Source organism: Paraglaciecola sp. (assembly GCF_030730205.1).
Taxonomy (GTDB): Bacteria; Pseudomonadota; Gammaproteobacteria; order Enterobacterales; family Alteromonadaceae; genus Paraglaciecola.
In genome coordinates, this window is the sequence record NZ_JANQVQ010000017.1 from 1 (window position 1) to 25,145 (window position 25,145).

A 25,145-nucleotide genomic window follows, 5' to 3' on the forward strand; every position below is an offset into this window, starting at 1 on the left:
GGATGCACCGGCATCATGCTTGATACCACCGCCACCACCTGTAACAGCAACCACGTTAGTCCTGCATAAGCAATCATAGTGCTTATCACATTGCGTCGTATTAGTTCACTGAAAAGCCATTTCACAATTGCTTAGTTCCTAGATTTTAACGGTATATAAGTCCGCTGATTTCTTACAATGACACACAAAAAGCATCTTAGTTGACTGTTTGGGTATCGTTATATAAAGGTGTTCAAAAAGCATACAACATGAAGTGTAGTTATAAGTACTTTAATCGCACTTTTTCGAGACCACTTTTGCTAAAACAGTGATTGGGTCCTAAGCAGAAAGTTAAGGCACAAGTGAGATATTAGCTATTGAGTAAATGAAAAGCGGCTTGCTTTGATAATGAAGGCCGACCGCATAACACGGTAAACCTCATTCTCAAAATGAGTGACAGGATAAATAAGCCTAAGAGAAAATTTGAACAATGTTTAGGGTAATTCATTACCTCGTGCAGCAACATAAAGTGCATACCAATGTTCACGACTTAAGGTGATTTTCTGAGCTTGAGCGCAGGCTTTTATTCGGTCTGGTTGAGTTGTACCGATCACAGGTTGAATATTCGCGGGGTGACGCATTAGCCAAGCAAGTATAACGGCTTCTCGACTGACCTCATATTCAGCAGAGAGGGTTGCAACCAAATGCGCGGTTTGTTGCACGGCGGGGTTTTCTTGACTCACATCACGGCCTGAAAACAGACCTTGACTCAAACTACCCCAAGATTGTAATTGCACATGGTTTGATTGGCAGTATTCAATAGTACCCGAAACAAAATTAGTGGCGCCATAGCCAGAACAACCACCACTGACACCTTGTTCAAGCCAAGCCAAATGACTCAAGCTTAATTCAAGTTGATTACACACTAAAGGTTGCGAAAGAGCTGACTGCAAAAATGCCATTTGCTGATGCTGCATATTTGACACACCAAAATGCGCCACCTTTCCACTGGCATGCAGTGATTCGAACACAGTGGCCACTTCTTCAATGTCCATCAAGGGATCGGGGCGGTGCAACATCAGAATATCTAATTGTTCTATACCTAGGCGCTGCAAACTATTGTTTACTGAATACTCTATCCATTGCTTGGAAAAGTCATAACGTTTAGGCATGTTTTGCTCTTCAAAACGAATGCCGCATTTGGATTGGATCGTCATCTGATTACGTAGCTCTGGGCGCTGCTTTAACACCTCTCCAAATACCTGCTCAGCCTTGCCAAAGGTGTAAATATCGGCGTGGTCAAATATGGCAATGTTAGCGTCTAATGCTGCATCAACTACCTCATGTGCTTGCTGAATATCGCTAGCAGTGATGGCGTGCTTATTCCAGCCGCCACCTAATCCCATGCAGCCATAAATTAAGGGGCTACTGTGTTTAACGATACTGGCCAATGGATAAGACGTTGATTGCATATTAACTCCAAATTCTATTTGCTTCGATAAGGTAAATAACCTCTACAGGGGGCCGTATTATAGGCATTTTCATAGCTCTGAAAATATGACAAAATTAAATTAATTATTTGATATACCAAACAATAAGCGTACCCAATGTTAAAAGTACATAAAAAGCTAGAGCGGCTTATGTTGTTTAGTGAGGTGGCTCAAACTCTAAGCTTTACCCTTGCAGCAAATAATCTGGGCATTTCTCGCGGCCACTTATCCACGCAAATAAAGCAACTTGAAAAAGATATGGGGCTGCCCTTATTGATTCGTTCAACTCGAAATGTACGTTTAACCGCTACGGGTGAACGCGTAATGCAAGGCATGGATAAAATCCAACTATCGGTACTTGAACTCGAACGAAGTGCAGAACATGAGGGGCAAGCCATTGATGGGCTAATAAATCTGACTGCCCCGAATCAGTTTACTCAGCGGTTTTTATTAGACATTTGTGCCGAATTCAAGCATTTGCACCCTGGCATAAAATTCACTATCGACAGTAGCTCAACCCAATATGATCTTAACCGCTGTCACTATGAACTGGCCTTCCGGGCTACCGAACTACCACCTGAAAACATGGTGGCCAAACCGATCCTGACTTACCGGCATTGTTGTGTGGCTTCGCCCCGTTATATTGATCAGTTTGGTATACCTTTTGTTCCTGAAGATATTATTCAGCACCAATGTTTACGCAGCCAAAATCAGGACTATTGGCAGTTTGACCACCAACAAGTGAGCGCCGAAGGCTGGTTACAAGTCAACGATAATAATATGTTGAAACACCAAGCACTGTCAGGACAAGGCTTAATTAGAGTGCCTCTATACTTAGTGGATAAAGAAATAGCCGAGGGCACACTAATTCAAGTCCTTGAACCCTACATGCAACGCGAACGAAAAATTTATATGGTTTATCCGCCATCCTTACACCATTCAAAACGTGTCAGCGCCTTTATTCATTTTATTCGCGCAAAGTTTGCTTAGCGCCAAGCGCCTTGCCTAACATATAACAATGGCTGTATTTTTTAAGTAAAAAGAGGAGTACTTATTACTCGGCTAGGTACGGTAAATCAGTCAACAGGAGCAGATACGCTCCCCAACCGCCTTCACCATGAAAATTTTACAAACTGCCTAAAAGATCTATCTTGTTGTGTATGCAGGTACCCGACTCACTCTTTGGTTTCCTCCGTTTTTACTGGCCTGCGCGCTTATTTGTCATGTGGTATGGCTGTTGCTTTCATTACGTTAAGCAACAGAGCAGCGAGTCAATTTAAGGTGAATCGCTGTTCACTCACTTGACGCAAATAATGGAGGAAATATGTCAAATTCCACAGCATTAAAAAATAAGAGGCTGGCGATTATTGCCACCAATGGTTTTGAGCAAAGCGAATTACTCAAGCCTAAACAAGAACTGGAAGCGCGGGGAGCCACCACTCATGTTATTTCAATCAACGGTAACGACACTATCCGTGGTTGGGATGAAAAAGACTGGGGCGAGACAGTCAAGGTAGACAAACAAATAGAAGAGGCAGATCTTGCAGACTATGATGCGATTGTGCTTCCTGGTGGACAGATGAACCCCGATATCCTACGTACAAATGAAAACGTGGTGGCGTTTATCAAAGCGGCGGCAGAGCAACGTAACGTGAAGGCCATCGCAGCAATTTGTCATGCGCCTTGGTTATTGGTTGAGGCCGGTTTGGTCAAAGGTAAGAAGGTAACCTCTTACCCCAGCATTAGCACCGATATGAAAAATGCAGGCGGTGATTGGCAAGACAGTACGGTGGTGACAGACGGTAAATTGATCACCAGCCGAAACCCTGATGATATCCCTAACTTTGTTGATGCTATAGCCCAAAAGTTAAGTAGTTAACCTAGCGCTGACCTAAGGATGAACTTCATGAAAGACGAAAAAATAGTCCTCATAACAGGTGCCTCTAGCGGCATCGGCGCGGCCACCGTTGATAAGGTAGTCGAAGCGGGCCACAAAGCCGTTATTACGGCACGAAGCACCGACAAACTTAACGAAATAGTGAAACGCTGGGGCTCAGAGAAGGTATTCGCGGTCACCGCTGATGTCTCTGTTTTAAGTGAAGTGCAGCACGTTGTCGCGCAGGCTCAAGATAAGTTTGGTCGTATTGACGTTGTCTTCGCTAACGCAGGTACAGGAGCCAATACGCCAGGTATTGAAAACGGCGATCCTGACGAATGGAAAACCATGCTTGACGTTAACATCAACGCGTTACTTTACACAGCCAAAGCCAGCTTATCAGCCTTAAAAGCCAGTAAAGGGCATTTTATCATCACCAGCTCAGTTGCCGGCAAAATCACCTTGAAAGGCTCGGTTTACGGTGCTTCCAAATGGTTTGCCTATGGTTTTGGCCAAAACTTAGCCGCCGAAATGGCTGAATGGGACGGGCGCTGCACCACTATTTGCCCTGGTATGGTCAACACCCCGTTTTTTGATGAAGCCAAGCCCGATAAATTGGACCCAAGCGATATTGCTGAGGCGGTGCTCTTTGCTATGTCAGCAAATAAACGCTGCGATGTCCGCGAAATCACCCTTATGCCAACCAAATAATCGACATAATGCATGGCGGCCTTTCGTTACCAACAAGACTGCCAAGCACAAACCTAGCAGACTGCTAGCAGCACGTTGAAAACCGGAGATATACCATGAATAATTTCTCTACTGTCTATGATTTTTTGCTACACAATCAGAAACTACATGCTCGTATTGCAGAGTTTTACCGCGCTTTGCAATTAGAAACCAGTGACGAACGCGTCAATATGTTACTGACTATTTTAGTGAAACATGAGCTCGCTTTACTCAATTCAATGCGCAACTACATTGAGCAAGCAAACAACAATACCCTTGATACTTATGTGCAATTTGATCGAGAAAAAAGCGTTGAAAACCTATTTTCAGTAGACTTTGACCGCAGTGACATCAGCACTGACAATGTTGAACACCTTGCTCATCGTTTCGATCAGTATTTCAGTGAATTGTATGACGGCATGTCAACGGCGACTGAAAATGAGCAAGTGACAGAGTTATTCGATAACTTATGCCAATACATCAGTGAAGAGAAAAAGCGTGTTTCCAAGGATCTTAACTCGGTTCAAGACATGTAGATCGCAAGCGTAAGCAAAGCACTATCGTCCTCTAGCACAGAGCTGTTAATAAACACGTTCGCAACAGCCCTGTGCCTATCTCCTATTTTGGCTTATTCGGGGTCATCAGATTCAAATAAACTATCGCTTAGGGCATCATAATTAAACGCGCCTAAAAATGTCGTGTATTCGTCTTTATCCACACCGCTGAGCTTTACGCTGTATTCCTGTTCAAACAACAAAATGACCCATGTCACCTGTTCCATTTTATTTTTCTTGGCTTTACTCATCAAATTAACAATATACGAGCTTGAACAAGAACACTGACCAGCGGCGGTACGAATATCAATGGTGCCGGTATGCGCTCCATTGGTTTCCATTTGGCTTGGCACAAAATAACGAATGTTATAATTATCGGCCCAGCGATTTCTGGCTCGGGTGCCATTTTTGAAAAACGTTTCGGCAAAGTACTCATCAGGAATATCAGCGTAAGGATATTGAGAAGCCCACACCGACACTTTATTTTTTTTATTAAACAACAAAGCCTTCTCAGGCACTGGGTGATTGTCTTGCATGACTGGATTCTCTTGATTCATTTCAACGACTGCCTTTAGTTAATAACCTGCATTGTACATGAGACTCCAAAATCACGCCTCAGCCTTGCATTTAAATAAAAACTTACTCCTTTTATCGCGCATATCAACGCTTGTTTTTAGGCACATAATTTAGGATTGACACCGGTACCGTTTTTCTGACTTCAAAACCATCGAAGGTTTTACGTGTAATAACATGACCAAGATGACTTTCAATTGCGCATAGGTTCCTAAAATTATCTTTGGCAACAAATGAAATTGCTTCACCGGCAGCCCCCGCACGGCCTGTTCGGCCTATGCGGTGCACATACTCTTCAACGTGATCCGGCAAGTCATAATTCACTACCCGCGAAAGGTTTTGAATATCAATACCTCGGGCGGCCACACCAGTTGCCACCAAAAATCGAATCTTACCTGACTTAAAGTCTGCTAGGATTTTTTCGCGCACCGCTTGTGTTCTATCGCCATGAATACTGTCTGCAATAATGTTACGTTTGGCTAATTGACTAACTAGCTTTGCCGCTCCCTGTTTGGTTTCAATAAAAATAAGTGCCTGATCCCACTCTAAGTATGTAATCAAATGACTCAACAAGGCCGATTTGGTGTCTTTGTCTACCGTGACCAACCACTGCGCTATTTTCGGGCCATCAGCAGCATCGTGCTGAATGGCGATTGAAACAGGATTGTGGATAGAGCGTTTTGCTAAGTTGCGCACTTCATCAGACATTGTCGCTGAAAATAATAAGGTTTGCCGCGACTCAGGCAGGCGCTCAATGATTTTATTGATATCAGCAATAAACCCCATGTCCAACATTCTATCGGCTTCGTCTAATACCAACACCTCAAGCTCATCAAAGTGCAAAGCCCGTTGATGGGCCATATCGAGTAATCGCCCCGGCGTAGCGATCAATATATCGATCCCGCCAATTAAACGCTGCTTTTGTTCTTCTGCGTCAATCCCGCCATACATGGCCATTGAACTGAGGGATAAATACTGTCCATAGGATTTAACACTTTGTTCTACTTGCAGCGCGAGCTCTCGCGTCGGCACGAGTATCAGAGCACGAATACGTTTGCCCCGTAACTTACGCTCGGTATCCAGTTTTTGTAAAATAGGTAAGACAAAGCTGGCGGTTTTGCCTGTGCCGGTTTGCGCAGCAGCGATGACGTTATTACCTGCTAAAATCACCGGAATGGCTTTTTCTTGAATCGTAGTTGCTTGGGTGTAATTCAAGTCGCTTAGCGCTTGTAGAATCGGACTGGATAAATTTAACGCTGAAAATGACATAGTTTGCCTTATGAAGGAATTCAATTGAACGCAATCGAAAAACGCTCAATCGCTATTTTAGTTTTGCTAGCGGCAGTGAAGCGTCCGCCGCCAATCAATATTCATGGCGGCATTCTATTCTAGTGGCACATTAATAGCGAAAAAGAGTACGATAAAAATGCCAATAAGGTCAGCAAGGTCCAAAACAGCAGCACTATGTTTAATACAGCAAAAAACAATTTTTTCAGCTTATCTATTGTTATTCGCCATCCAAAATGATGTAAAAATCTTTACGCTAATACGGTATATTGCGACCATTAAACGTCACAACATGCGAGCGGGCCATGGCTGAAAAGAAAGTAAAATTTGAGTTTGAAAAAGAAAACAAAAATAGTGTGCGCTATAACGAAATCCCAGAAGAGGGTATGCCACCGGTTATTGGCAGTATTTACGTTCAAAAATGGTTTGCGGGTAACAGTAAAAAGATTGCAATAACCATTGCTAAGGTCGACTAAAACTTGAATTTAAACCGCTAGTGATATTTGTAGCATTGCTGCGGGATCATTCCAATGGCCGTTATCATTTTTTGAGATGATCAAAAAATAAAGATGGCTTGGTCACATTAAGCAACTAAGGGCCTAAATTAATGGGCGTTTTGGCCCTAACTAGATGGAAATGAAAGCAGCAGTCTGCTTATTTACAATAACGCTTTAGTCGAGGGACGCATTTGTATAAGATAAAGTTTTACGCAGCGGCGAAATATCACTTAGGCGAAGTTTGACTTCGCTCTACCAGAATGTGGAACTCGCTGATACAACCATTATTGTGAATCTTTTGACCAATATTGGTACCTTCGCCAAATTGGATAAGAGTCAATGTCAGTAGAGTTTACGTCTAATACACAGTTAAATTTCCTTTCAGACGGAGGGGAAATGGGTGCACTTATACGCGCCTACGACTGGAGCTCAACGCCACTTGGCCCAGCTGAAACATGGCCTCAGCCTCTTAAAACCAGTATTCGTTTAATGTTATCAACTGGCCACCCAATGTTGATTTGGTGGGGCCCTGACCTGATTCAATTTTATAATAATGCCTATGCACGCACCTTAGGTCCGGAGCGTCATCCCAGTTCTTTAGGCCAAAGAGGTCAAGAATGCTGGAGCGAAATTTGGTCTGACGTCGAGCCACAAATTACGCAAGTTTTAACCGGCAAAGGGCATACTTGGCATGAAAATCAGTTACTGCGCATTACTCGTAATGGTATTCGAGAAGAAATGTATTGGACCTATAGCTATAGTCCAATTGATGATCCCAACGCGCCCCTTGGCGTGGGTGGAATATTGGTTATCTGTTCAGAAACAACGCAACAAGTATTAGCTGAGCAACACATGAAAGCGGCAGAAGCTCGGTGGCGTGCCCTGTTTGACCAGGCCCCGAGTTTTATGTGTATTTTAAAAGGCCCTGAGCATCGTTTTGAGTACGCTAACTACAACTATTTAGCGATCCTTGATCAAGAAAACATCTTGGGTAAAACGGTACTGGAGGTGATTCCAGAAGTTCGAAATCAAGGTTTTATCAATCTTCTAGATAAGGTGTATCAAACCGGCGATACTCATCATGGCGTCGCAACCCCCTTAAAAATAGGTTCAGGTCAGGCTAAATATTTAGACTTTATTTACCAGCCAATACTTGAACCTGACGGACAGATCTCTGGCGTAATGGTCATTGGTTACGATGTATCTGAACTTGTTTACACCAGCCAATCTTTACGTGAAGAACATCGCCGCAAAGATGAGTTTTTAGCGATGCTAGCCCATGAGCTACGCAATCCTTTGGCACCTATCCGTAACCTAAGTGAAATGTTGACTCAGTCTGTGCAGCAAGACAGTAAAATGCAAAACATTGGCAATATTTTGTCACGCCAATGTACGCAATTGACTCGTTTACTTGATGACTTATTGGATATTTCACGCATCAGTCATAATCGAATTACGCTGCAATTCGAAGCACTCAATGTTGCTCATGTTCTGAGGCTGGCCATAGAAACGCTAGAAGATAAAATAACGCATAAAAAACATACCATTCAATTTATTGATTCCCCAGCCCCATTATTCGTGAAAGGCGATATGACGCGCTTGATGCAGTGTTTTACTAACGTATTGAGCAATGCGATAAAATACACCGCCAAGGGCGGGAAAATAGTGATTCAGCTTTATGATATGGGCGATACTGTGGATATCACCATAGCCGACAACGGCTGTGGCATAAGCCTTGAGATGCAAGAAAAAGTGTTTGAGTTATTTGTGCAATCTGAACAAACCTTGGATCGCTCTCAAGGTGGCTTAGGCATAGGCTTAAATATTGTTCAACGTTTAGTGCAAATGCATGACGGCAAGGTCAGTGTAAGTAGCGATGGTTTAGACTGCGGCTCAACGTTCAGCATTAGTTTGCCAAAAATCGCTTTGCCTCTCAATGTTGAGCCGCTTACACACAGTGTTAAAAATCTCACTAAACGTGTTTTAATGGTGGATGACAATAAGGATGCCGCTGATACCATGGCTGAATTATTAAAACTGCAAGGCCATGAGGTTATCACCGCCTACACGGCAAGGGATGCCTTAGACTTTGCAGAAAGTTTTACACCAGAAATTATCTTATTAGATATTGGCTTGCCAGATATGACAGGTTATGAAGTAGCCCAGGCCATTCTTAGCAAAAATATGCAGGCGAGCTTAACCTTAGTGGCATTAACTGGCTATGGTCAACCTGAAGACGTTCAACGAGCCAAAGAAGCCGGCTTTGATTTTCACTTCACTAAACCCGTCGCCTTTGGCGATTTAAAAGAGGTTTTTAGTTTCCCTGAGACAGAGTCTGAATAAACGTTTTAATGCTGTTCTAATGCACCAAGCATTTGTGGCTAAAGCGCTTACAGCTTATTCAGAGCCGCTTTTTCCCACGTAGTCAGAGCGTAAACTCACTGCGTATTGTGTGTTTTCATGAGCGCTTAGCACACCTCATCAAATGCCCCAACAACGTTTATGCTACGTTATCGCTATTTAACATTTCTGCTTAACAAAGTCGTGTTCAAAAGACGCTGGATGCATTCTGAATACGCAATTATCGATACTAAACGGCATTACAACACGTAAACCAAACTACAGCAGTTTGAACCTTAAGTGAAATTCCGTGCCGCTGCCTAACTCTGATTTAACGCTTATGGTGGCGTTATGCGCCTCTAAAATAGAATGGGTGATACTCAAACCCAAACCAGTGCCAGAACCTACGGGTTTAGTGGTAAAAAAAGGAGTAAAAATTTGGCTTAAATGCTCTGGTGCTATACCACAGCCTGTATCGCTTATAATCAAAGTCAGTGACGTTTCGTCAAGGGCATGAGCAAAGGTCAAAGTGCCCCCTTCAGGCATGGCATGCATCGCATTTACCATAAGAATAACAAATACTTGCTGGAGTTGACCGACGTTACCGTGAATGGCAGGCAATACCTCAGGCAATGTATTTTCCACTACATGCAAATATTTAAGTTGATTGGCAACTAACTGCAGTGAAATTTTAATGCAGTCAGCTAAACAAACAGGGCCCTTTTTTAACTCGCCAGGATGAGAAAAAGTACTAAGACCAGAAACAATATCTTTAATTCGACCAAGACCATCGTGATTGGCTGCCAGTATGTCATGCATATCTGACAGGATATAATCCAATTCATATTGTTGATAGATACGCGTAAACGCCTCGCTACTTGAAGATCTATCAAGGCATACATCGCGCAGTTTTTTTACACACTGTTCTAAATCACTGACGTACTCTTTTAAAATATCAGAGTTGGCACTGATAAAACCAACTGGATTATTGATTTCATGAGCAACCCCCGCCGCTAATTGCCCTAGGGACGCCATCTTTTCTGAATGAATGAGCTTTGCTTGCAAACGTTCTAAGTCAGCCATGCTATCTTGCAATAACTGATTGCGCTTCACCACTTTTACCTCAAACAAACGTCGCTTTAAGCCACTGATAACTAAGTCCCTAGCCGTGTTTAAAATGGTTAAAAAATCCATATTCAACTCGGTTCGAGCTAGATCAAAACACACTAAATGCCCTCTTACGTGGTTGTCGCTTAAGTGAATAAATAGACGTCCTACTTGGCGCTTTCCATCTGATGACAGATAAGGCTTCAATTGCCATTCATTGTCTTGTTGTATGACTACGGTACTTAAAAAAGCGATAGCTTCCTTACCCTCTTGTATACAATCATTGGCTTGTTGTGATTGACACCATGTATGGGTTGGATTGGAAATTATCTTTCTTTCATGGGTCAGTAGGACCAAAGCAAACGTGGCTTTAAAAGTGCTCGCAAATAAATCCAACAGTTTTACAAGGACTTCTTCGTAGGTGCTGTCCGACACGATTTGATGAGCTAATACGTTTAGAAATTCGAGCTCTTCTTTACGACGTTCAGCCATTTTAAGCGAATTAGCGATAGCAACATTTGCGTGATACAGTGCAATGGCTTGTTCTTTTAATTGAGTATCCATACTCTGCCTGACATTTGCTTCTCTTTGAGCTAAGTGCAACATCCCACTAAGCTTTTTATCCAAAAAAGACATATTAAACCGTGACTTTTTGACTTAAGGTCTGCATTTTTGATTACCTATGCAATATGTTTCAACACAAGAGCAATCCTGAGTCTTTCCCTTCCTCATTCTGAGGTTTTACTTTTCGAGCAAAGGGCTGCATAACGATTAATTTTTCAAAATCTTTCGGCTGTAAGGCCCGACTAAATATGAAACCTTGCACCTTGTTGCAAGCCATTGACTCTAAAATGTCTAAGGTTTTTTGATCCTCGACACCTTCAGCAACCACGTCGATATTTAATGAATGGCAAATATCGATCAGGCTTGCTACCAATTTGCACTTACTCTTGGAAAAAGACAGATCCTCAACCAAACATTTGTCTAACTTTAGTGTGTCAATGGGCAAGGTAGTTAAGAAGCTGTAAGCCGTGCCACCCGCGCCAAAATCATCAATACTGATATGCACGCCGAGCATTTTCACTTGCCACAACACGGTTTGAATATAATTAGGATCTTCGGCAATACAACTTTCTGTAATTTCAATCTCTAAAGCGCAAGCATCAACATGGTGTTTTTTTAGCAAACGTTGCAGGTCTTCAACAAAGTCAGGTTGATACAACTGCCTGGCTGACACATTAATCGACAGCGATTTGATATCGGGACTAAAGCGCGTTAAGCGTGATATTTGCTGAATGCCGTTTTCGAGTACCCAACTGCCAACACGGTTAATTTGACCATCAAGTTCGGCTAAACGAATAAACTCTGTGGGCGATATCCAACCTAACGTAGTATGTTGCCACCTCAACAGAACTTCAGCGCTTTCTATCAATTTGGTAGCAAGGGTCACCTTAGGTTGGAGTACCAGAGTAAATTGACCGCTGTCTAATTCAGGTGAAATCGAAGCTTTAATTTGCTGTTCACGGCTAAGCTTAGTTTTTAGCGCTTCATCAAGGTATATTAAGGGCCGCAGCGCATTGGCCGATTGAATGGTTTCCTTTAATTGTTCAACCAATAATTCTGGTGAAAGTAAGAAATCATCCACTACATAAAAGGCAGCCTTAAGTTCAAGGCGACAAGAGTTAACCAAACCAGCTACTTTTTCAATCATGGCAGCCATGCCACCAGTGAGCATTAGGGTGAGTTGATCTTTTTCGAGACATGCTGGTGACGTGATTAATAATAAGCCTGGTTCATGATAAACAAACTCCGTACCCGGAGGTAATGCTGCGGCAATGACATTTACCAGCTTGATCTGAATTTTTTCACATTCCTGCTGACCAACAATTCTAGATAATGCAGCGATGTTTACATATTTGATAGCCGCCACAAAATGAGCTTTGCTACGAATTTTATAGCGATAAACAATGCTTGCAAAATCTTGGTCATCTTCGAAGCCTGCAGCACGATTGATTCGTTTTAACCATGTACTATGGCTACTGGTTTCATACAGGTTAAACGCTTTCTCAATGGTCTCTACTATTTCGTGGTTTGACCAAGGTTTTTTGATAAAGCGCATGGCAGATTTATCATTGAGCAATCGAATGACTTGGTCAAAATCAGCTTGCCCGCTGAGCATAATTGAAATGACATTGGGGTATGAACGCCGAACGGTTTCAATCAGCTCTGCTCCTGTCATCTGAGGCATTTTGTGATCGGTTAGCATCACTTGCACATCGTTTTTAGACAAAATATCTAGGGCCTCAAGAGCCGTATTGGCAGACAAAACTTCACAGTCTTTTTTACGCAGTAAACGCTGCAGAGCCTGTAAAATGTGAGGTTCGTCATCAACCAGCAAAATTTTCGGTTTATGTAGTGAAACAGTAACTTTTGGCTCTGCCGTGTAGATACCCATACCCTTTCCTCAAAACTAAAATGAATCGCTAAGATTTATCACCTACTACTTAATCAGGTCCTTGCTTAGTCGTGTCTCGAGCTCATTTCAACAACAAGTGCGCTAAGTAGAGAACACAATACGATCGTTACCTGATGACTGCCCATGTATCCTGATAACAATGGTATGAACACAGTACTCGGGCTGAGTCAAAAACCTTCGTTTTTGACAAATTTCAATGTATGCACCTGAAAACAGCGTCAAGACCTGCGCCCGACAAAGCGGTTTTCATAGCAGGTGAAGCAAGCGTATTTGCAGTATACACAATGTCGCAATTGTCGCAAGTTATTCATATGCCTTATTTGCTGTAAAATCAATTGTGCGGTAATATTCTGGCTCAGTTAGTTATGGATTAAATTGTCATGGGATCAGAACTTCGTTCACTCACTTCCGGTGAGATAGCCAAATATTGTAATGTTAACCTTCGCACGGTTATTCGCTGGTTAGAGTCAGGCAAGTTAAAAGGTTACAAGTTACCTGGTCGAGGTAATAATCGCGTTTTGATCACTGATTTTATTGATTTTCTTAAACATCATAAAATGCCCATCCCCAATGAGCTAGGAGACTCTGAAGACCCTGCTGTGTTGATAGTCGATGACGAATTATCCATGGCTAAGGCCATTCAGCGCTTAGCACGTAAGGCAGGTGTGAGAAGTATCATTGCTGACAATGGCTTTCATGCTGGCCTTATGCTCAGCGCCCATAAACCCCAAATGATGACGCTAGATTTAAGCATGCCGGGCTTAGATGGCTTTGGCGTCATTAGTTACACACGCTCACAAGAAGCCTTTAAGGATATGAAGATCATTGTGGTATCCGCCCTAGACCAAGCTAGCCTAGATAAAGCCATTAGTATGGGCGCAAATAAAGCCTACTCTAAACCTTTTGAACCTACGGATTTAATGGCAGAGTTTGAAGCGCTGGTTGGTAATAATAGACAGTCGTGACGAGTTGCTAAAGTCGTTGAGCTTGACACTGTTACCTTGGGCGTTTTTTACCCATCGAAAGTAGACGCCTTCGTAAGTGCTGTTAGGGATTGTGCTTCAGCACAATCTCAAACTGTTGATTTTCGAATTCAATAACATCACCCGATACCATTTTTTTACGCCGTCTGGTTTCTACTTCGTTATTCACTGATACCTGCCCTTCATCGATAAGTACTTTTGCTTGACCGCCACTGGATACTAGGGATGCAAGTTTTAACAGCTGATACAAGGCGATAGGCTCTTGATAAATTTCAATATACTTCATCTAGTCGATTTTTCTTCTTGGTGTTTGACTGGTGTGGCAATGGCAAGTGTAGCTCATAAGCCCTTTTAACAAACAAGATAAGCGTTTTTACCGGGTATATCCTGTGCGTTTCGGCAACAGGATAATCATAATGACTTGATATTACTACTCAGCAAAGTCTAAGGCCTGTTGTTATTCAAAATGTTGATAGTTAATGATTCATCGTTGTGGGTGGTGCTTTGACTAAAAGTTGATTGTAATACAACAAAGCAGTTTGTGGAGTATGCCCAACGATGGTTGAATTTATTGATGTAGCGATACCTGAGCCGGGTGATTGGCAGCAAGTATCACCGGGCATATTATGGTTACGTATGCCATTGCCATTCGATCTTGATCATATCAATTTATATTTAATCGCTGATGTCGACCCCGAAACCCAAACCCACGGCTATGCCTTGATTGATACAGGCATTGGTTTACCGAACACTCAAAGTTTATGGGATAAGTTGTTAGCTAAACTTGATGCACCGCTGACCAAGGTCATCGTGACGCATATGCATCCCGACCACATTGGCATGGCTGGCTACTTAGTTGATAAATATCGGGTGCCTTTTTACATCAGTCATTCAGAATATTTTGTTGCCAGAGCAATGTGCGCAGGCAGCAGAGGTGCATCAGATTGGCAAGACAACGAATATTTGGTGCGCTGTGGTATGTCTGCAGAGTATGTAGAAACAGCGAGTACAAAACGCAAAAACAATAAAGGCGTAGGGCAAGTTATTCTGCCAATTCCTCTGCAACATGAAAGATTACAAGAAGGTGATACGTTAAAGATTGGCAGCGACTATTGGCAGGTCATGATTGGTCGAGGCCACTCGCCTGAGCATGTTTGTTTGTATAACCAACAAAGTGGCGTATTGATATCAGGCGATCATATCTTACCGGTGATCACCCCCAACATTGGCGTGTACAGCACTGAGCCAAACGCTAATTCTTTAAAAATGTATTTAGATACCTTGCCACAATTTAAATCTTTACCAGCAAACACCCTAGTGCTGCCCTCGCACAAGCAACCTTTTACTGGTTTGCATACACGGGTTGATGAATTAATTGCCCATCATCACGAACACCTTGAACATCTAAAAGCGTTTTGTAAAGAGGGCAAAACCATCAAGGCCTGCTTACCAATATTGTTCAAGCGAGAGTTAAATGAACACAATCAATTTTTTGCTATTGCCGAGGCCTTCGCACACTTAAATTACTTGTATTTTTCTAAACAAATGAGCCGTGAAGTAAACGATGAGGGCCATTATATCTTTACCCTAATCGACGACACTGAGTAGAAAGGCACGAACGTTTCAGTGTGGCTGGTTTACCTTAACAGCTTGATAAAATGTGTCAGTTAGTTCATTAAGCGCTGCATAAATAGCGCTAAACGCTGCAAACCCTCTTCAAGCTCAGCTTCAGCAGAGGCAAAAGACAAACGCACATACTGATCGCCTTGGTATTCACCAAAGTCGTTACCCGGTGTAAGCGCAACATGGGCCTCTTGTAACACTCTTTCACAAAAATTCATGGCTGATAGACCCGTTGAGCTCACATCAATGTACACATAAAACGCACCATCAGGCTGGACAGGCACGGGCAAGCCACATTTATTTAGCCCTGCTAGCACCAATTTTTTCCGTGTAATCAACGTGGCGCGACGTGATTCACACACCGCAATTGAGTTAGGCGTAAAACATTGCAGAGCGGCTTTTTGCGCCAATGTGGACGGACAAATATAATAATTCTGCGCCAAGCGCTCCATTACATCCACCGCTTGCTCAGGCACCACACACCAACCTAATCGCCAACCTGTCATGCCAAAATATTTTGAGAAACTGTTAATGACAAAAGCGTCATCATCAAAGGCCAAGGCACTCTTTGGCCTTGAACCAGCGTCGCCATGGTGTAAATTTAGATATATCTCATCCACCATGCGCCAAGCCCCTTTGCTGCGGGCAAATTCACACATGGCAGCAAGTTCTTCTGGTGCAACCGCCGTGCCTGTAGGGTTAGACGGAGTGGCTAACATTAATCCTCGTGTACCACTTTGCCAATGCTGTTTAAGCAGTGCTAAATTAAGTTGAAAACGAGAATCTGCTTGGGTCGCAACTAATTGCACCTTACCACCAAACCCTTTGATAAATTGCCTGTTACAGGGGTACGAAGGATCCGCCATAATAACTCTGTCACCTTCATCAACAAAGGCCGCCGCCAGTAACAATAAGGCCGCCGACGCCCCCGCAGTAACGACAATACGTTGGGGCTCGATTTCAAGTTGATGGGCACTTTGATAAAAACCTGCAATCGCGGTTCGCAGTTCGGGCAAGCCTAGTGCGGATGTATAAGGCAAAGGTGCTTTGACTGCCAACTCTTGCAAGGCAAGCAACACATCTGGCGGTGCCCCAAAATCAGGTTCACCGATGTTCAATTTAACAATATGTTTGCCCTGTGCTTCTAAACGAGCGGCTTTTTCACTAAAAGCCATAGCAAAAAAAGGAGAAATAGCCTGGGCGCGCTGTGAATATTTCAAATGATACAACTCAACTTTGTGGAAAAATGTGAAAACGATATAAGGTTATTTTGCCATTTGTCATCCAGTAACTCACCTACTAATACAAGGGCATACGCCGAAGAGCCTGTGCAGTGTAACTATAAGTCCTTGCAACATAGCAAATACCCTATTTGTCGACGTGGCGCTATCTGCGCATTAACTCTAATTTGGATTGAACTCTCCCTGCATACAAAACTAATTTAACTTAACATGGTCAGACATTACGGAACGTACTCTACTTACCCATCGCATTGTAATATAAGGAAATACCATGGTGTTAGCCCTCCCATCTCGATTTTATAAACTTAGCACAGGATTACTGTTCGGACTTTCGCTGCTGCCGGCTTTATGCGCAAATGCCAACGATTTAGCAACAGCTAATCAGCTCTATTCTCAAGGCGAATACAAACAGTCACTCAAAATACTAGAAGCACTGCCAAAAGATCTAAAGACTTACAAAGCAATGCTAACTAACCTTGTTCAAATCGATATCGATGAGGCGGAAGAATTATCTGACCAAGCAATCGCGGCTTTTAACAATGAGCCCGAATTGTATTTAATACGCGCCTCTATTATGGGCGCACAAGCACAAAGTTCTATTTTTAGTGCGCTGGGATATGCCGAAAAAGCGTTAAATAGTTTTAAAAAAGCCGCTGAGTTGGCACCAACAGGCGTGAAGTATCAACAAGCCTTGATGATGTTTTATTTAGCGGCGCCGTCGATTGCTGGGGGTGATGAAGATCTAGGCTTTAGACAAGTTGAACGTATTCAAGCCTTAGATGAGATCGAAGGGCAAATAGCGTTACTTCGTTATTATCAAATGACCGACAAAAACGACTTACTCAAAGAAGCAATGACCCAAACAATGCAACAGTATCCGACCGAAGTATCTTTTCCGTTTAACTATGGCTCATATTTAGCTCAGCAAGAGCAATATGATGAGGCGATGAAATATTTGCATATCGCCGCTAACATCGATATTCCTGCCTTTGTAAAAGATGAGAGTAGTGACGAATTAAGCGCCATTTATGTGCGTAATGCCGAAGCTCATTTGCAAGCATTGTATCAAATCGGTCGCACCGCTGTGCTCAGTAAAAAGTTTACCGAACAGGGTATCAACGCAATGAAAACACTCTTTGATACCATGGAAAATGTCGAGTTTGCTGAGCTTGACTTACCTAGAGAGTCATGGGGAAGGACTCGTTTGGCTGAGCTGCTGATCAGAGTGAATGAAAAAGAGCAGGCGAATAAACAATTGAGCATGATTAAGGTTGGCGAAGATAAAGACTTAGAAAAAGCCGTTAAAAAACTGCGCAAAGAAGCCAAATAATCCCTCTACTGCGCAGCTAATAATAAAAAATGATGGCGTAACGCGATAAGCTCAGTTGGATTATCGTGCCGCCATCTCTATGACTTATTGCGCTTTTGCCTTAGTCATATCCCCTGCATTGATGAAGGTAAAGGCATCAACTGCAAAGTATTTTTTCATGGCTTTGTGCACATCTTCGGCACTTAAGGCAGCAAGACGGGCTTCATAAGCTTGATACCACTGCATATCACGCTCAAGACGGATATTTGATTTGAGTGTGCTCACTAACTCTGGATCCTGAGCGCGGCTGACTTTCTTCTCTTGCAACATGCCCGATTTAGCAGCTGCGATTTCTTCGTCAGTGAAGCCGTCTTTTAGTACTCTGGCTAATTCTTCTCTAAAGCCCACTTCAACCGCGGCCAAGTTTTGTGGCGCGCAAATAGCGTAGGCGCCAAAGGTTGATTTTTCATCTTCGCCACTTTGACTAATAAAAGACCCAGCCCCATAACTTAAGCCATCTTGTTGGCGTAATCTGGTGGCTAAACGGCTGTTGAGAAATCCGCCTCCAAAAATATAGTTGCCCAGTTCTACGGCTGCGGCATCGGCATGATTTTGACCAATGGGTAGCATTAACGCGGCAACAAAGGTGGCATTTTCCTTATCCGGCGTATCAAAGGTAAGTGTTTGAGGCTTCACCTTTTTATAGGGGTCCGCAATGTCAGCATAAGGTGTTTGGTTGTCCCAACCGGTAAATAAGCGCTGGAAGGTAGCAGTCACCTCTTCTTGTGAAAAATCACCGACGATGGCCACATTTAAATGGCTAGTGCCATAAAAGCGTGTATGAAAATCACTTAATTCGGCTAATTTAAGATTTGCTAGATCTTCTAAGTACTCTGCAAATGTGGGCGTGTAGAAAGGATGGCCTCGTTCATAGGGATATTGGGCACGGCTATAAGCTGTAAAAGCTAAACTTTGTGGGTCTTGCATGCTCTGCTCCATATCCACTTTCTGAGTACTTTTAAACTGCTCAAATTCTTTCGCATCAAAACTGGGCTGTTTGAATACTTTAGACATCAATTCAAGTACCGCAGGCAAGTTTTCTTTGGTGGTGTTGATTCTTGCGGTCACATTAGTGGGTGTGCTTGATACCCTTACTTGTGCTTTAAGCTTGTCAAATTCGTCTTGCAACTGTTGACGAGTAAAGCCCGCTGCACCCCGCATCAACATGTCACCAGTCGCCTCGGCAATAATTTGCTTACCCTGTAGGCTTGCAAGATCGCCCATGTACATACTCATGTTAACCGAAACAGATTCACCGCGGGTAAGCTTGGGTAATAAAGACAAAATAGCACCGTTTTCGAGTACTACTTTTTGGGTGCGCTTATCAATGTTATCAAATGATGGTTCAAACAACTCCCCTTGCGCTATGGCAGCACGGCCCTGATAATTTTTTACCATATCCTCAATGCCTACTACCTGCGGAATATCCACTCGAGCAGGGGTCTCACTTGGAATAAATTGGCCTAAGGTGCGGTTATTTCTGACTAAATAGGCTTCAGCAACGCGTTGTACATCTGCCACGCTTACCTTTTCAATACGATCGCGGTGCAAAAAGAACAAGCGCCAGTCCCCCATGGCTAACCATTCGCTAAGCTCTAAGGCTATTCTTTCTGAAGAATTAAACGACAAATCAATATCTTTAAGTAAGCTACGTTTAACTCTGTCTACTTCATCTTGCGTAATGGGATGCGTTTTTAAACTTTCAACCACAGATAATAATGCATCTTTGGTCGCAATCAGGTCCGAGTTTTTATCTACCTCTGCAAAATACATCGACAACGTAGGCTCTTGCCATTGAAAGTTAAATCCGTAGGTACGACTGGCCAACTTGCCCTCAACCAGGCTTTTGTGCAAACGCCCACTAGGCGTATCACCCAACACCTGGCTCAATACGGTTACAGCAGCAAAGTCTGGATGTGAACCCGCAGGAACATGATAAGCGGCACCCACTATTTGCGCATCACCCACTCTGCGCACAGTAACACTGCGCTCACCTGCTTTTGCTGGCTCAGAGGTGTACAGGGTTGGCAAAATGCGTTGGGGTTTTGGGATCACGCCAAAGGTGCTTTGAATACGTTCAAGCATGTCCTGTGGCTCAAACTTTCCTGCAACAATTAGGGTCGCGTTGTCTGGCTGATAATATTGCTTATAAAAAGCTTGTAGACGGTCGATTGGCACATTTTCTAAATCAGAACGTGACCCAATGGTCGATTTACCATAATTGTGCCAATCGTAAGCCACACTCGCCATTTGCTGCAAGGTCACTCGAAACGGGCTGTTTTCACCCATTTCAAACTCATTTCGCACAACGGTCATTTCACTATCGAGGTCTTTTTTGGCAATGAAGGAGTCCACCATACGACTCGATTCCATGGACAATGCCCAATTGATATTTTTATCGGTCGCGGCAAACGTCTCAAAGTAATTAGTACGGTCGGTCCACGTTGTGCCATTAGGACGCGCCCCTGCAGCACTTAATTCAGCGGGAATATCTTTGTGCTTGGGCGTACCTTTAAACACCAAGTGCTCAAGCAAATGTGCCATCCCTGTTTCGCCGTAGTTTTCGTGTTTCGACCCCACATGGTAGGTCACATTAACCGTCACCGTTTCTTTGGTTTGATCAGGAAAGAGTAATACTTGCAAGCCGTTGTCTAAGCGATATTCGCTAATGCCCTCAACGCTATTTAGTACGGGTAAATCTGTAGCGGCTAGGGCATTTTGACTTGAGAAAAGTGCAGCACTTATTAACAGACTGATCCTTATCGTTTTGTTTAACATGCAGTGTCCTTGTTTTAGTAGCTTATTGAGTTACAACCATGTTGCGAAACAATGTTATAACAAGCTTCATCGACTAAAACAACGACTAAGATTTGGGGATAAAATTTATACCAATTTAAGAATGTAAAAGCGACTAAAACACCAACTCAAAAGCACTGTTCAAACAAAGTATTCCCCCCAATAAATAGCTAAAGCATGTGTGTCACTATCTTAATTGGCTATCTTTACTGCCACGTCGATTGATACTCGATTGCGCTACTGCATGTTTTTCTAACTCGACTTGGCAGCTAATACACAGTTGCACACCCGGCACTGCAATACGCCTTGCCTCAGGAATAGGCGCATTACACTCTTCACAGGTTTGTGCACTTTTGCCCTTGGGTATTCGACTTTTCGCCCGTGCGATGGCTTCATCAACACTTGCATCGATTTGATCCTGCACCGCGCCATCTTTTGCCCAGCCACCAGCCATGGTTATCTCCTAGTTATCTTTAATTGGGTATCACAAAGCTAAAATCACACCAGTTTTTGTCAGCCCCTGTTTTACCAAGCCTTAGGTGCTGAAACTGAGGTTTTGTCTATGTTGCAGCACAATGAGGTAAAGCAAGTTAACACTTAGCAGCAAAGGCTTTTTGGCTGTCATAAGTAAGCCTTACAAAAGCCATTGAAAATATTTCATCAACAGGGCGGCCCACATCGAGCAAACTTTTATCTTTTATAGGTCTATCAATACCTTAGGTAAGTGGCATGAAATTCGGATTAACGCTTTAACGGTAAGATGAAGGCAATAGCTGATACAGATTTTATCGAATCGAGTTTAGATACCAAACACTCAGTTTAACTAACACGCTAAGGAGTTCTAGTGACGACTATTTCGGCTTATGCCGCCAAATCCAGCGATGGTAAAATGCAGCCTCATTCAATTGAACGTCGGGCCCTAAAAGCCAACGATGTTTCAATCGAAATTTTACACTGTGGTGTGTGCCACAGTGACTTACATGCCGTAAAGAATGACTGGGGCAATTCGCAGTATCCCTTAGTGCCTGGCCATGAAATTATTGGCGTAGTCAAAGAAGTGGGTAAAGATGTGTCGAAGTACAAAAAGGGTGACACGGTGGGGGTAGGCTGTATGGTTGATGCGTGCCTAAGCTGCGAAGCCTGTGATGATCACCTCGAGCAACATTGTTTACAGCAGCCGACTATGACCTACAACAGCGAAACCGACGATCCCGGCGGCATGACTTACGGTGGCTACGCTAAACACATTGTTGTCAGAGAAGAGTTTGTATTAAAAATCCCCGAAAACCTAGACAAAGCTGGTGCAGCTCCCTTACTGTGCGCGGGCATTACCACCTACTCACCTTTGCATCAGTATGGGGTCAAAAAAGGCATGACCGTGGGTATTATTGGCCTAGGCGGATTAGGTCATATGGGCATAAAATTGTCTGCCGCTATGGGAGCGCACACCGTTATGATCACCACTTCTGAAGGTAAGGCCAAAGATGCCAAAGACTTAGGAGCTGATGAAGTATTGATTTCTAGCAACAAAGACGACATGAAAAAATGGGCTGGTAAATTTGATTTTTTACTCAACACTATTCCTGTCGGCCATGACATTAACCCCTACTTAACGCTATTAAAATACAATAGCACCATGTGTTTAGTCGGCGCAATTGAGCCACTAGACAGTGTAAACGGTGCGCTCCTAGTGACAGGACGAAAAGCGGTAGCGGGCTCGTTTATCGGTGGTATCAAAGAAACCCAAGAGATGCTGGATTTTTGTGGTGAACACGATGTTGTGGCCACTATTGAATCCATTAAAATGAGTGACATTAACGATGCTTTTGAGCGCATGCAAGATAACGATGTGCGTTATCGCTTTGTGATTGATATGGCGACTTTAGACTAACAAAACATCCTATGTGCTCGCATACCCTCTTAAGGCTTGCCTGAACATTAATTAACACGAATTTTGGAGAATAAAATGACGGTAACTTCTCGCCAATTGGTATTGGCTTCTCGACCAAAAGGCGCACCTAGCAAAGAAAATTTTGAACTCAAAAAAGTCGATTTACCTGACTTGGAAAAGGGTGAAGTTTTACTTCGAACTATTTACTTGTCTCTAGACCCCTACATGCGAGGACGCATGAGTGACGCTGAATCCTATGCCAAGCCCGTTGAAATTGGTGATGTGATGGTTGGAGCAACGGTCTGCCAAGTCGAAAAGTCTAAAAACGATAAGTACAAAGAAGGCGATTGGGTCCTTGCCCAAACAGGTTGGCAGGATTACGCCATATCTAAGGGTGAGGGCTTAACGCAATTAGGTAAAAACCCAACCAACCCTTCTTATGCTTTAGGGATACTAGGCATGCCTGGCTTTACTGCTTATATGGGCTTACTGGACATCGGCGCGCCTAAATCAGGCGAAACCGTAGTGGTTGCAGCGGCAACTGGACCGGTAGGCGCCACTGTTGGGCAAATCGCTAAAATCAAAGGTTGTAAAGTGGTCGGTGTGGCGGGCGGCTTGGAAAAATGCCAATACGCCGTTGAAAAACTTGGCTTTGATGCCTGCATTGATCACAAAGCGGAAGATTTTGCACTGCAACTTAAAAACGCTTGTAAGGATGGCATTGATGTCTACTTTGAAAACGTGGGCGGCAAGGTATTTGATGCGGTAATGCCCTTACTCAATGCCTGTGCACGCATTCCGTTATGCGGTTTAGTCTCGCAATACAATGCTAGCAGCCTACCCGAAGGGCCTGATCGCATGTTTATGTTAATGGGGCAACTACTGCGAAAACGCATCAAAATGCAGGGATTTATCATCTTTGAAGATTACGGCGATCACTACCCCGAATTCAGTAAAGAAATGCAACGCTGGTTAAAAGAAGACAAAATTAGCTATCGTGAGCACATGGTTGAAGGGATTGAAAATACCATCGCCGCCTTTAATGATATGTTAAGTGGCAAAAATTTTGGTAAGACCGTGGTCAAAATTAATAGCCCCCTGTAAGCCAGTAAACATTAAGCCAGCAAATAAGCTGGCTTAATCATGTATGTTACTTAGGACTACAACTAAACAGATGCAGCCTTATTAGCCGCTTAGTGGTGATGGCCGCCTTCACCATGCACGTGGCCATGAGCAAGCTCTTCTTCTGTGGCGTCTCGTACCTCAATCACCGAGCCGCTAAAGTTTAAGGTTTTGCCCGCTAAAGGATGGTTGGGATCAACAGTAACCTCTTCACCTTCAACTTTGGCAACCACAAGTTGCACTGGGCCATTTTGAGTTTGTGCGGTAAACACCATACCAGCTTCGACTGTTTCAACACCCTGGAATGCCTCACGGGGCACCACTTGTAAAATGTCTTCATTATAATCACCGTAGCCCTCGGCTGGCTCAACGGTAACATCAAATTCATCGCCTGGGGCTTTGCCTGTCAGTGCGGCTTCTAAACCGGGGATAATATTTTTTTGGCCATGTAGATAAACCAAAGGCGCACCACCTTCAGAACTATCAACAACTTGTCCATCGGTGTCTTTTACGGTGAAGTTTAACGATACTACTTTTTGATCTGCAATCATTTGCTCGTCCTTTTATGTTGGTCGATTAGTTTCATAGCGAATGTGGATGCCCACCTTGTTTTAAGCCACACAAAAACAGACGCATGCTAAATGTTCGATTAGGAGAGTTTGGGGCTATTTTTGTGAAAACAAGGGTGTGTAAATGCTATTTAGGCAAAGACCCCAAGCAGCAAAGTATCAATAAAAAACTAAACTTAGGGTCAAGTTGGGTCGATACAACGTAACGTTTAGTTAATCAATTGGTGGCAAAATGAGACTATCATCATGATAAAACCGTTAATTAAAGCGCTGCTAATAACAATTTTACTCGCTTCATTTAGAGCGGGCGCCCAAGGCGAACCAATATGCCGAAGATTAGCCTGTGCCACTTTTTCGATTAACGAATATGGGATCTCAGAGGTGTATTTTACCTCGAGAGTAAGACAGGAGCTCGATTGTTGGGTAAAAGTGCAAGACGCAGCCGTTAAATTTAAATTACAGCGAAAGTCCCGAATATTTAGTGCAGGCTACGGTTTTTCATCCGCGCAATTCTTATGGCGTTGCGACTTACCTTTGTAGCGCTGTTGATTTGACATCAATAAGCCCTACACACGGCATGTACCGCCATCAAACATAAGCGACTTTTAACCGATGTTTAAATATCTTGCCACTGTCTTCTCGC

The 25,145-nt window shown here is 43.3% G+C and carries 22 protein-coding genes; 12 read left to right on the plus strand and 10 right to left on the minus strand.

Annotated elements, in window-relative coordinates:
• Positions 1 to 473: 473 nt before the first annotated feature.
• On the minus strand, positions 474 to 1,451 hold the full coding sequence (locus NWQ57_RS01200; protein ID WP_306020117.1) for an aldo/keto reductase family oxidoreductase: 978 nt from the start codon (positions 1,449 to 1,451) through the stop codon (positions 474 to 476).
• A 135-nt stretch (positions 1,452 to 1,586) separates the two neighbouring features.
• Between NWQ57_RS01200 and NWQ57_RS01205 the strand changes: the two genes are divergently transcribed.
• From NWQ57_RS01205 to NWQ57_RS01220, 4 genes are all read left to right on the plus strand, one after another.
• Entirely contained in the window at positions 1,587 to 2,459 is an 873-nt protein-coding gene (locus tag NWQ57_RS01205; RefSeq protein WP_306020118.1) for a LysR family transcriptional regulator, read from the plus strand.
• Between the two features lie 334 nt (positions 2,460 to 2,793).
• Positions 2,794 to 3,348 (plus strand): type 1 glutamine amidotransferase domain-containing protein, encoded by a 555-nt coding sequence (locus NWQ57_RS01210; RefSeq protein WP_306020119.1) that lies wholly within the window; start codon positions 2,794 to 2,796, stop codon positions 3,346 to 3,348.
• A gap of 27 nt (positions 3,349 to 3,375) precedes the next feature.
• Positions 3,376 to 4,056: an SDR family oxidoreductase gene (locus NWQ57_RS01215; protein ID WP_306020120.1), complete on the plus strand. Its 681-nt coding sequence runs from the start codon at positions 3,376 to 3,378 to the stop codon at positions 4,054 to 4,056.
• A gap of 95 nt (positions 4,057 to 4,151) precedes the next feature.
• Positions 4,152 to 4,610: a hypothetical protein gene (locus NWQ57_RS01220; protein ID WP_306020121.1), complete on the plus strand. Its 459-nt coding sequence runs from the start codon at positions 4,152 to 4,154 to the stop codon at positions 4,608 to 4,610.
• Positions 4,611 to 4,702: 92 nt separating this feature from the next.
• Here the strand turns inward: NWQ57_RS01220 and NWQ57_RS01225 are convergent, their stop codons facing one another.
• A complete protein-coding gene (locus tag NWQ57_RS01225; RefSeq protein ID WP_306020122.1) occupies positions 4,703 to 5,185 on the minus strand; it encodes an immunity 22 family protein in 483 nt (160 codons plus the stop codon).
• A gap of 103 nt (positions 5,186 to 5,288) precedes the next feature.
• Entirely contained in the window at positions 5,289 to 6,470 is a 1,182-nt protein-coding gene (locus tag NWQ57_RS01230; protein WP_306020124.1) for a DEAD/DEAH box helicase, read from the minus strand.
• Between the two features lie 323 nt (positions 6,471 to 6,793).
• Between NWQ57_RS01230 and NWQ57_RS01235 the strand changes: the two genes are divergently transcribed.
• A complete protein-coding gene (locus NWQ57_RS01235; protein WP_306020125.1) occupies positions 6,794 to 6,964 on the plus strand; it encodes a hypothetical protein in 171 nt (56 codons plus the stop codon).
• A gap of 417 nt (positions 6,965 to 7,381) precedes the next feature.
• A complete protein-coding gene (locus NWQ57_RS01240) occupies positions 7,382 to 9,328 on the plus strand; it encodes an ATP-binding protein (protein WP_306020127.1) in 1,947 nt (648 codons plus the stop codon).
• Between the two features lie 276 nt (positions 9,329 to 9,604).
• Here the strand turns inward: NWQ57_RS01240 and NWQ57_RS01245 are convergent, their stop codons facing one another.
• Positions 9,605 to 10,996: a sensor histidine kinase gene (locus tag NWQ57_RS01245; RefSeq protein WP_306020128.1), complete on the minus strand. Its 1,392-nt coding sequence runs from the start codon at positions 10,994 to 10,996 to the stop codon at positions 9,605 to 9,607.
• A 130-nt stretch (positions 10,997 to 11,126) separates the two neighbouring features.
• Positions 11,127 to 12,887: an EAL domain-containing protein gene (locus NWQ57_RS01250; protein WP_306020129.1), complete on the minus strand. Its 1,761-nt coding sequence runs from the start codon at positions 12,885 to 12,887 to the stop codon at positions 11,127 to 11,129.
• A 401-nt stretch (positions 12,888 to 13,288) separates the two neighbouring features.
• Here NWQ57_RS01250 and NWQ57_RS01255 point away from each other — a divergent pair, with 401 nt between their 5' ends.
• On the plus strand, positions 13,289 to 13,873 hold the full coding sequence (locus NWQ57_RS01255) for a response regulator (RefSeq protein WP_306020130.1): 585 nt from the start codon (positions 13,289 to 13,291) through the stop codon (positions 13,871 to 13,873).
• A gap of 82 nt (positions 13,874 to 13,955) precedes the next feature.
• Here NWQ57_RS01255 and NWQ57_RS01260 read toward each other — a convergent pair whose 3' ends face one another.
• Complete coding sequence (locus NWQ57_RS01260; protein WP_306020131.1) at positions 13,956 to 14,177, minus strand: RNA-binding S4 domain-containing protein; 222 nt, start codon at positions 14,175 to 14,177, stop codon at positions 13,956 to 13,958.
• Positions 14,178 to 14,449: 272 nt separating this feature from the next.
• On the opposite strand from NWQ57_RS01260, the gene NWQ57_RS01265 reads away from it, so the two are divergent.
• Positions 14,450 to 15,499: an MBL fold metallo-hydrolase gene (locus NWQ57_RS01265; RefSeq protein WP_306020133.1), complete on the plus strand. Its 1,050-nt coding sequence runs from the start codon at positions 14,450 to 14,452 to the stop codon at positions 15,497 to 15,499.
• A gap of 59 nt (positions 15,500 to 15,558) precedes the next feature.
• On the opposite strand, the gene NWQ57_RS01270 is transcribed toward NWQ57_RS01265, so the two are convergent.
• Positions 15,559 to 16,734 (minus strand): aminotransferase class I/II-fold pyridoxal phosphate-dependent enzyme, encoded by a 1,176-nt coding sequence (locus tag NWQ57_RS01270; protein WP_306020135.1) that lies wholly within the window; start codon positions 16,732 to 16,734, stop codon positions 15,559 to 15,561.
• Between the two features lie 292 nt (positions 16,735 to 17,026).
• On the opposite strand from NWQ57_RS01270, the gene NWQ57_RS01275 reads away from it, so the two are divergent.
• Complete coding sequence (locus NWQ57_RS01275; protein ID WP_306020136.1) at positions 17,027 to 18,085, plus strand: lipopolysaccharide assembly protein LapB; 1,059 nt, start codon at positions 17,027 to 17,029, stop codon at positions 18,083 to 18,085.
• 84 nt (positions 18,086 to 18,169) lie between these two features.
• Here the strand turns inward: NWQ57_RS01275 and NWQ57_RS01280 are convergent, their stop codons facing one another.
• On the minus strand, positions 18,170 to 20,902 hold the full coding sequence (locus NWQ57_RS01280) for a pitrilysin family protein (RefSeq protein ID WP_306020137.1): 2,733 nt from the start codon (positions 20,900 to 20,902) through the stop codon (positions 18,170 to 18,172).
• A gap of 205 nt (positions 20,903 to 21,107) precedes the next feature.
• Complete coding sequence (locus NWQ57_RS01285; protein ID WP_306020138.1) at positions 21,108 to 21,374, minus strand: DksA/TraR family C4-type zinc finger protein; 267 nt, start codon at positions 21,372 to 21,374, stop codon at positions 21,108 to 21,110.
• 390 nt (positions 21,375 to 21,764) lie between these two features.
• Here NWQ57_RS01285 and NWQ57_RS01290 point away from each other — a divergent pair, with 390 nt between their 5' ends.
• Positions 21,765 to 22,811 (plus strand): NAD(P)-dependent alcohol dehydrogenase, encoded by a 1,047-nt coding sequence (locus tag NWQ57_RS01290; RefSeq protein WP_306020140.1) that lies wholly within the window; start codon positions 21,765 to 21,767, stop codon positions 22,809 to 22,811.
• 75 nt (positions 22,812 to 22,886) lie between these two features.
• Positions 22,887 to 23,915, plus strand: a complete 1,029-nt coding sequence (locus NWQ57_RS01295; protein ID WP_306020141.1) for an NADP-dependent oxidoreductase — start codon at positions 22,887 to 22,889, stop codon at positions 23,913 to 23,915.
• An 89-nt stretch (positions 23,916 to 24,004) separates the two neighbouring features.
• Here NWQ57_RS01295 and NWQ57_RS01300 read toward each other — a convergent pair whose 3' ends face one another.
• Positions 24,005 to 24,484 (minus strand): peptidylprolyl isomerase, encoded by a 480-nt coding sequence (locus NWQ57_RS01300; RefSeq protein WP_306020142.1) that lies wholly within the window; start codon positions 24,482 to 24,484, stop codon positions 24,005 to 24,007.
• Positions 24,485 to 24,748: 264 nt separating this feature from the next.
• Here NWQ57_RS01300 and NWQ57_RS01305 point away from each other — a divergent pair, with 264 nt between their 5' ends.
• Positions 24,749 to 25,042, plus strand: coding sequence for a hypothetical protein (locus tag NWQ57_RS01305; protein WP_306020143.1), 294 nt, complete (start codon positions 24,749 to 24,751; stop codon positions 25,040 to 25,042).
• Positions 25,043 to 25,145: the final 103 nt, after the last annotated feature.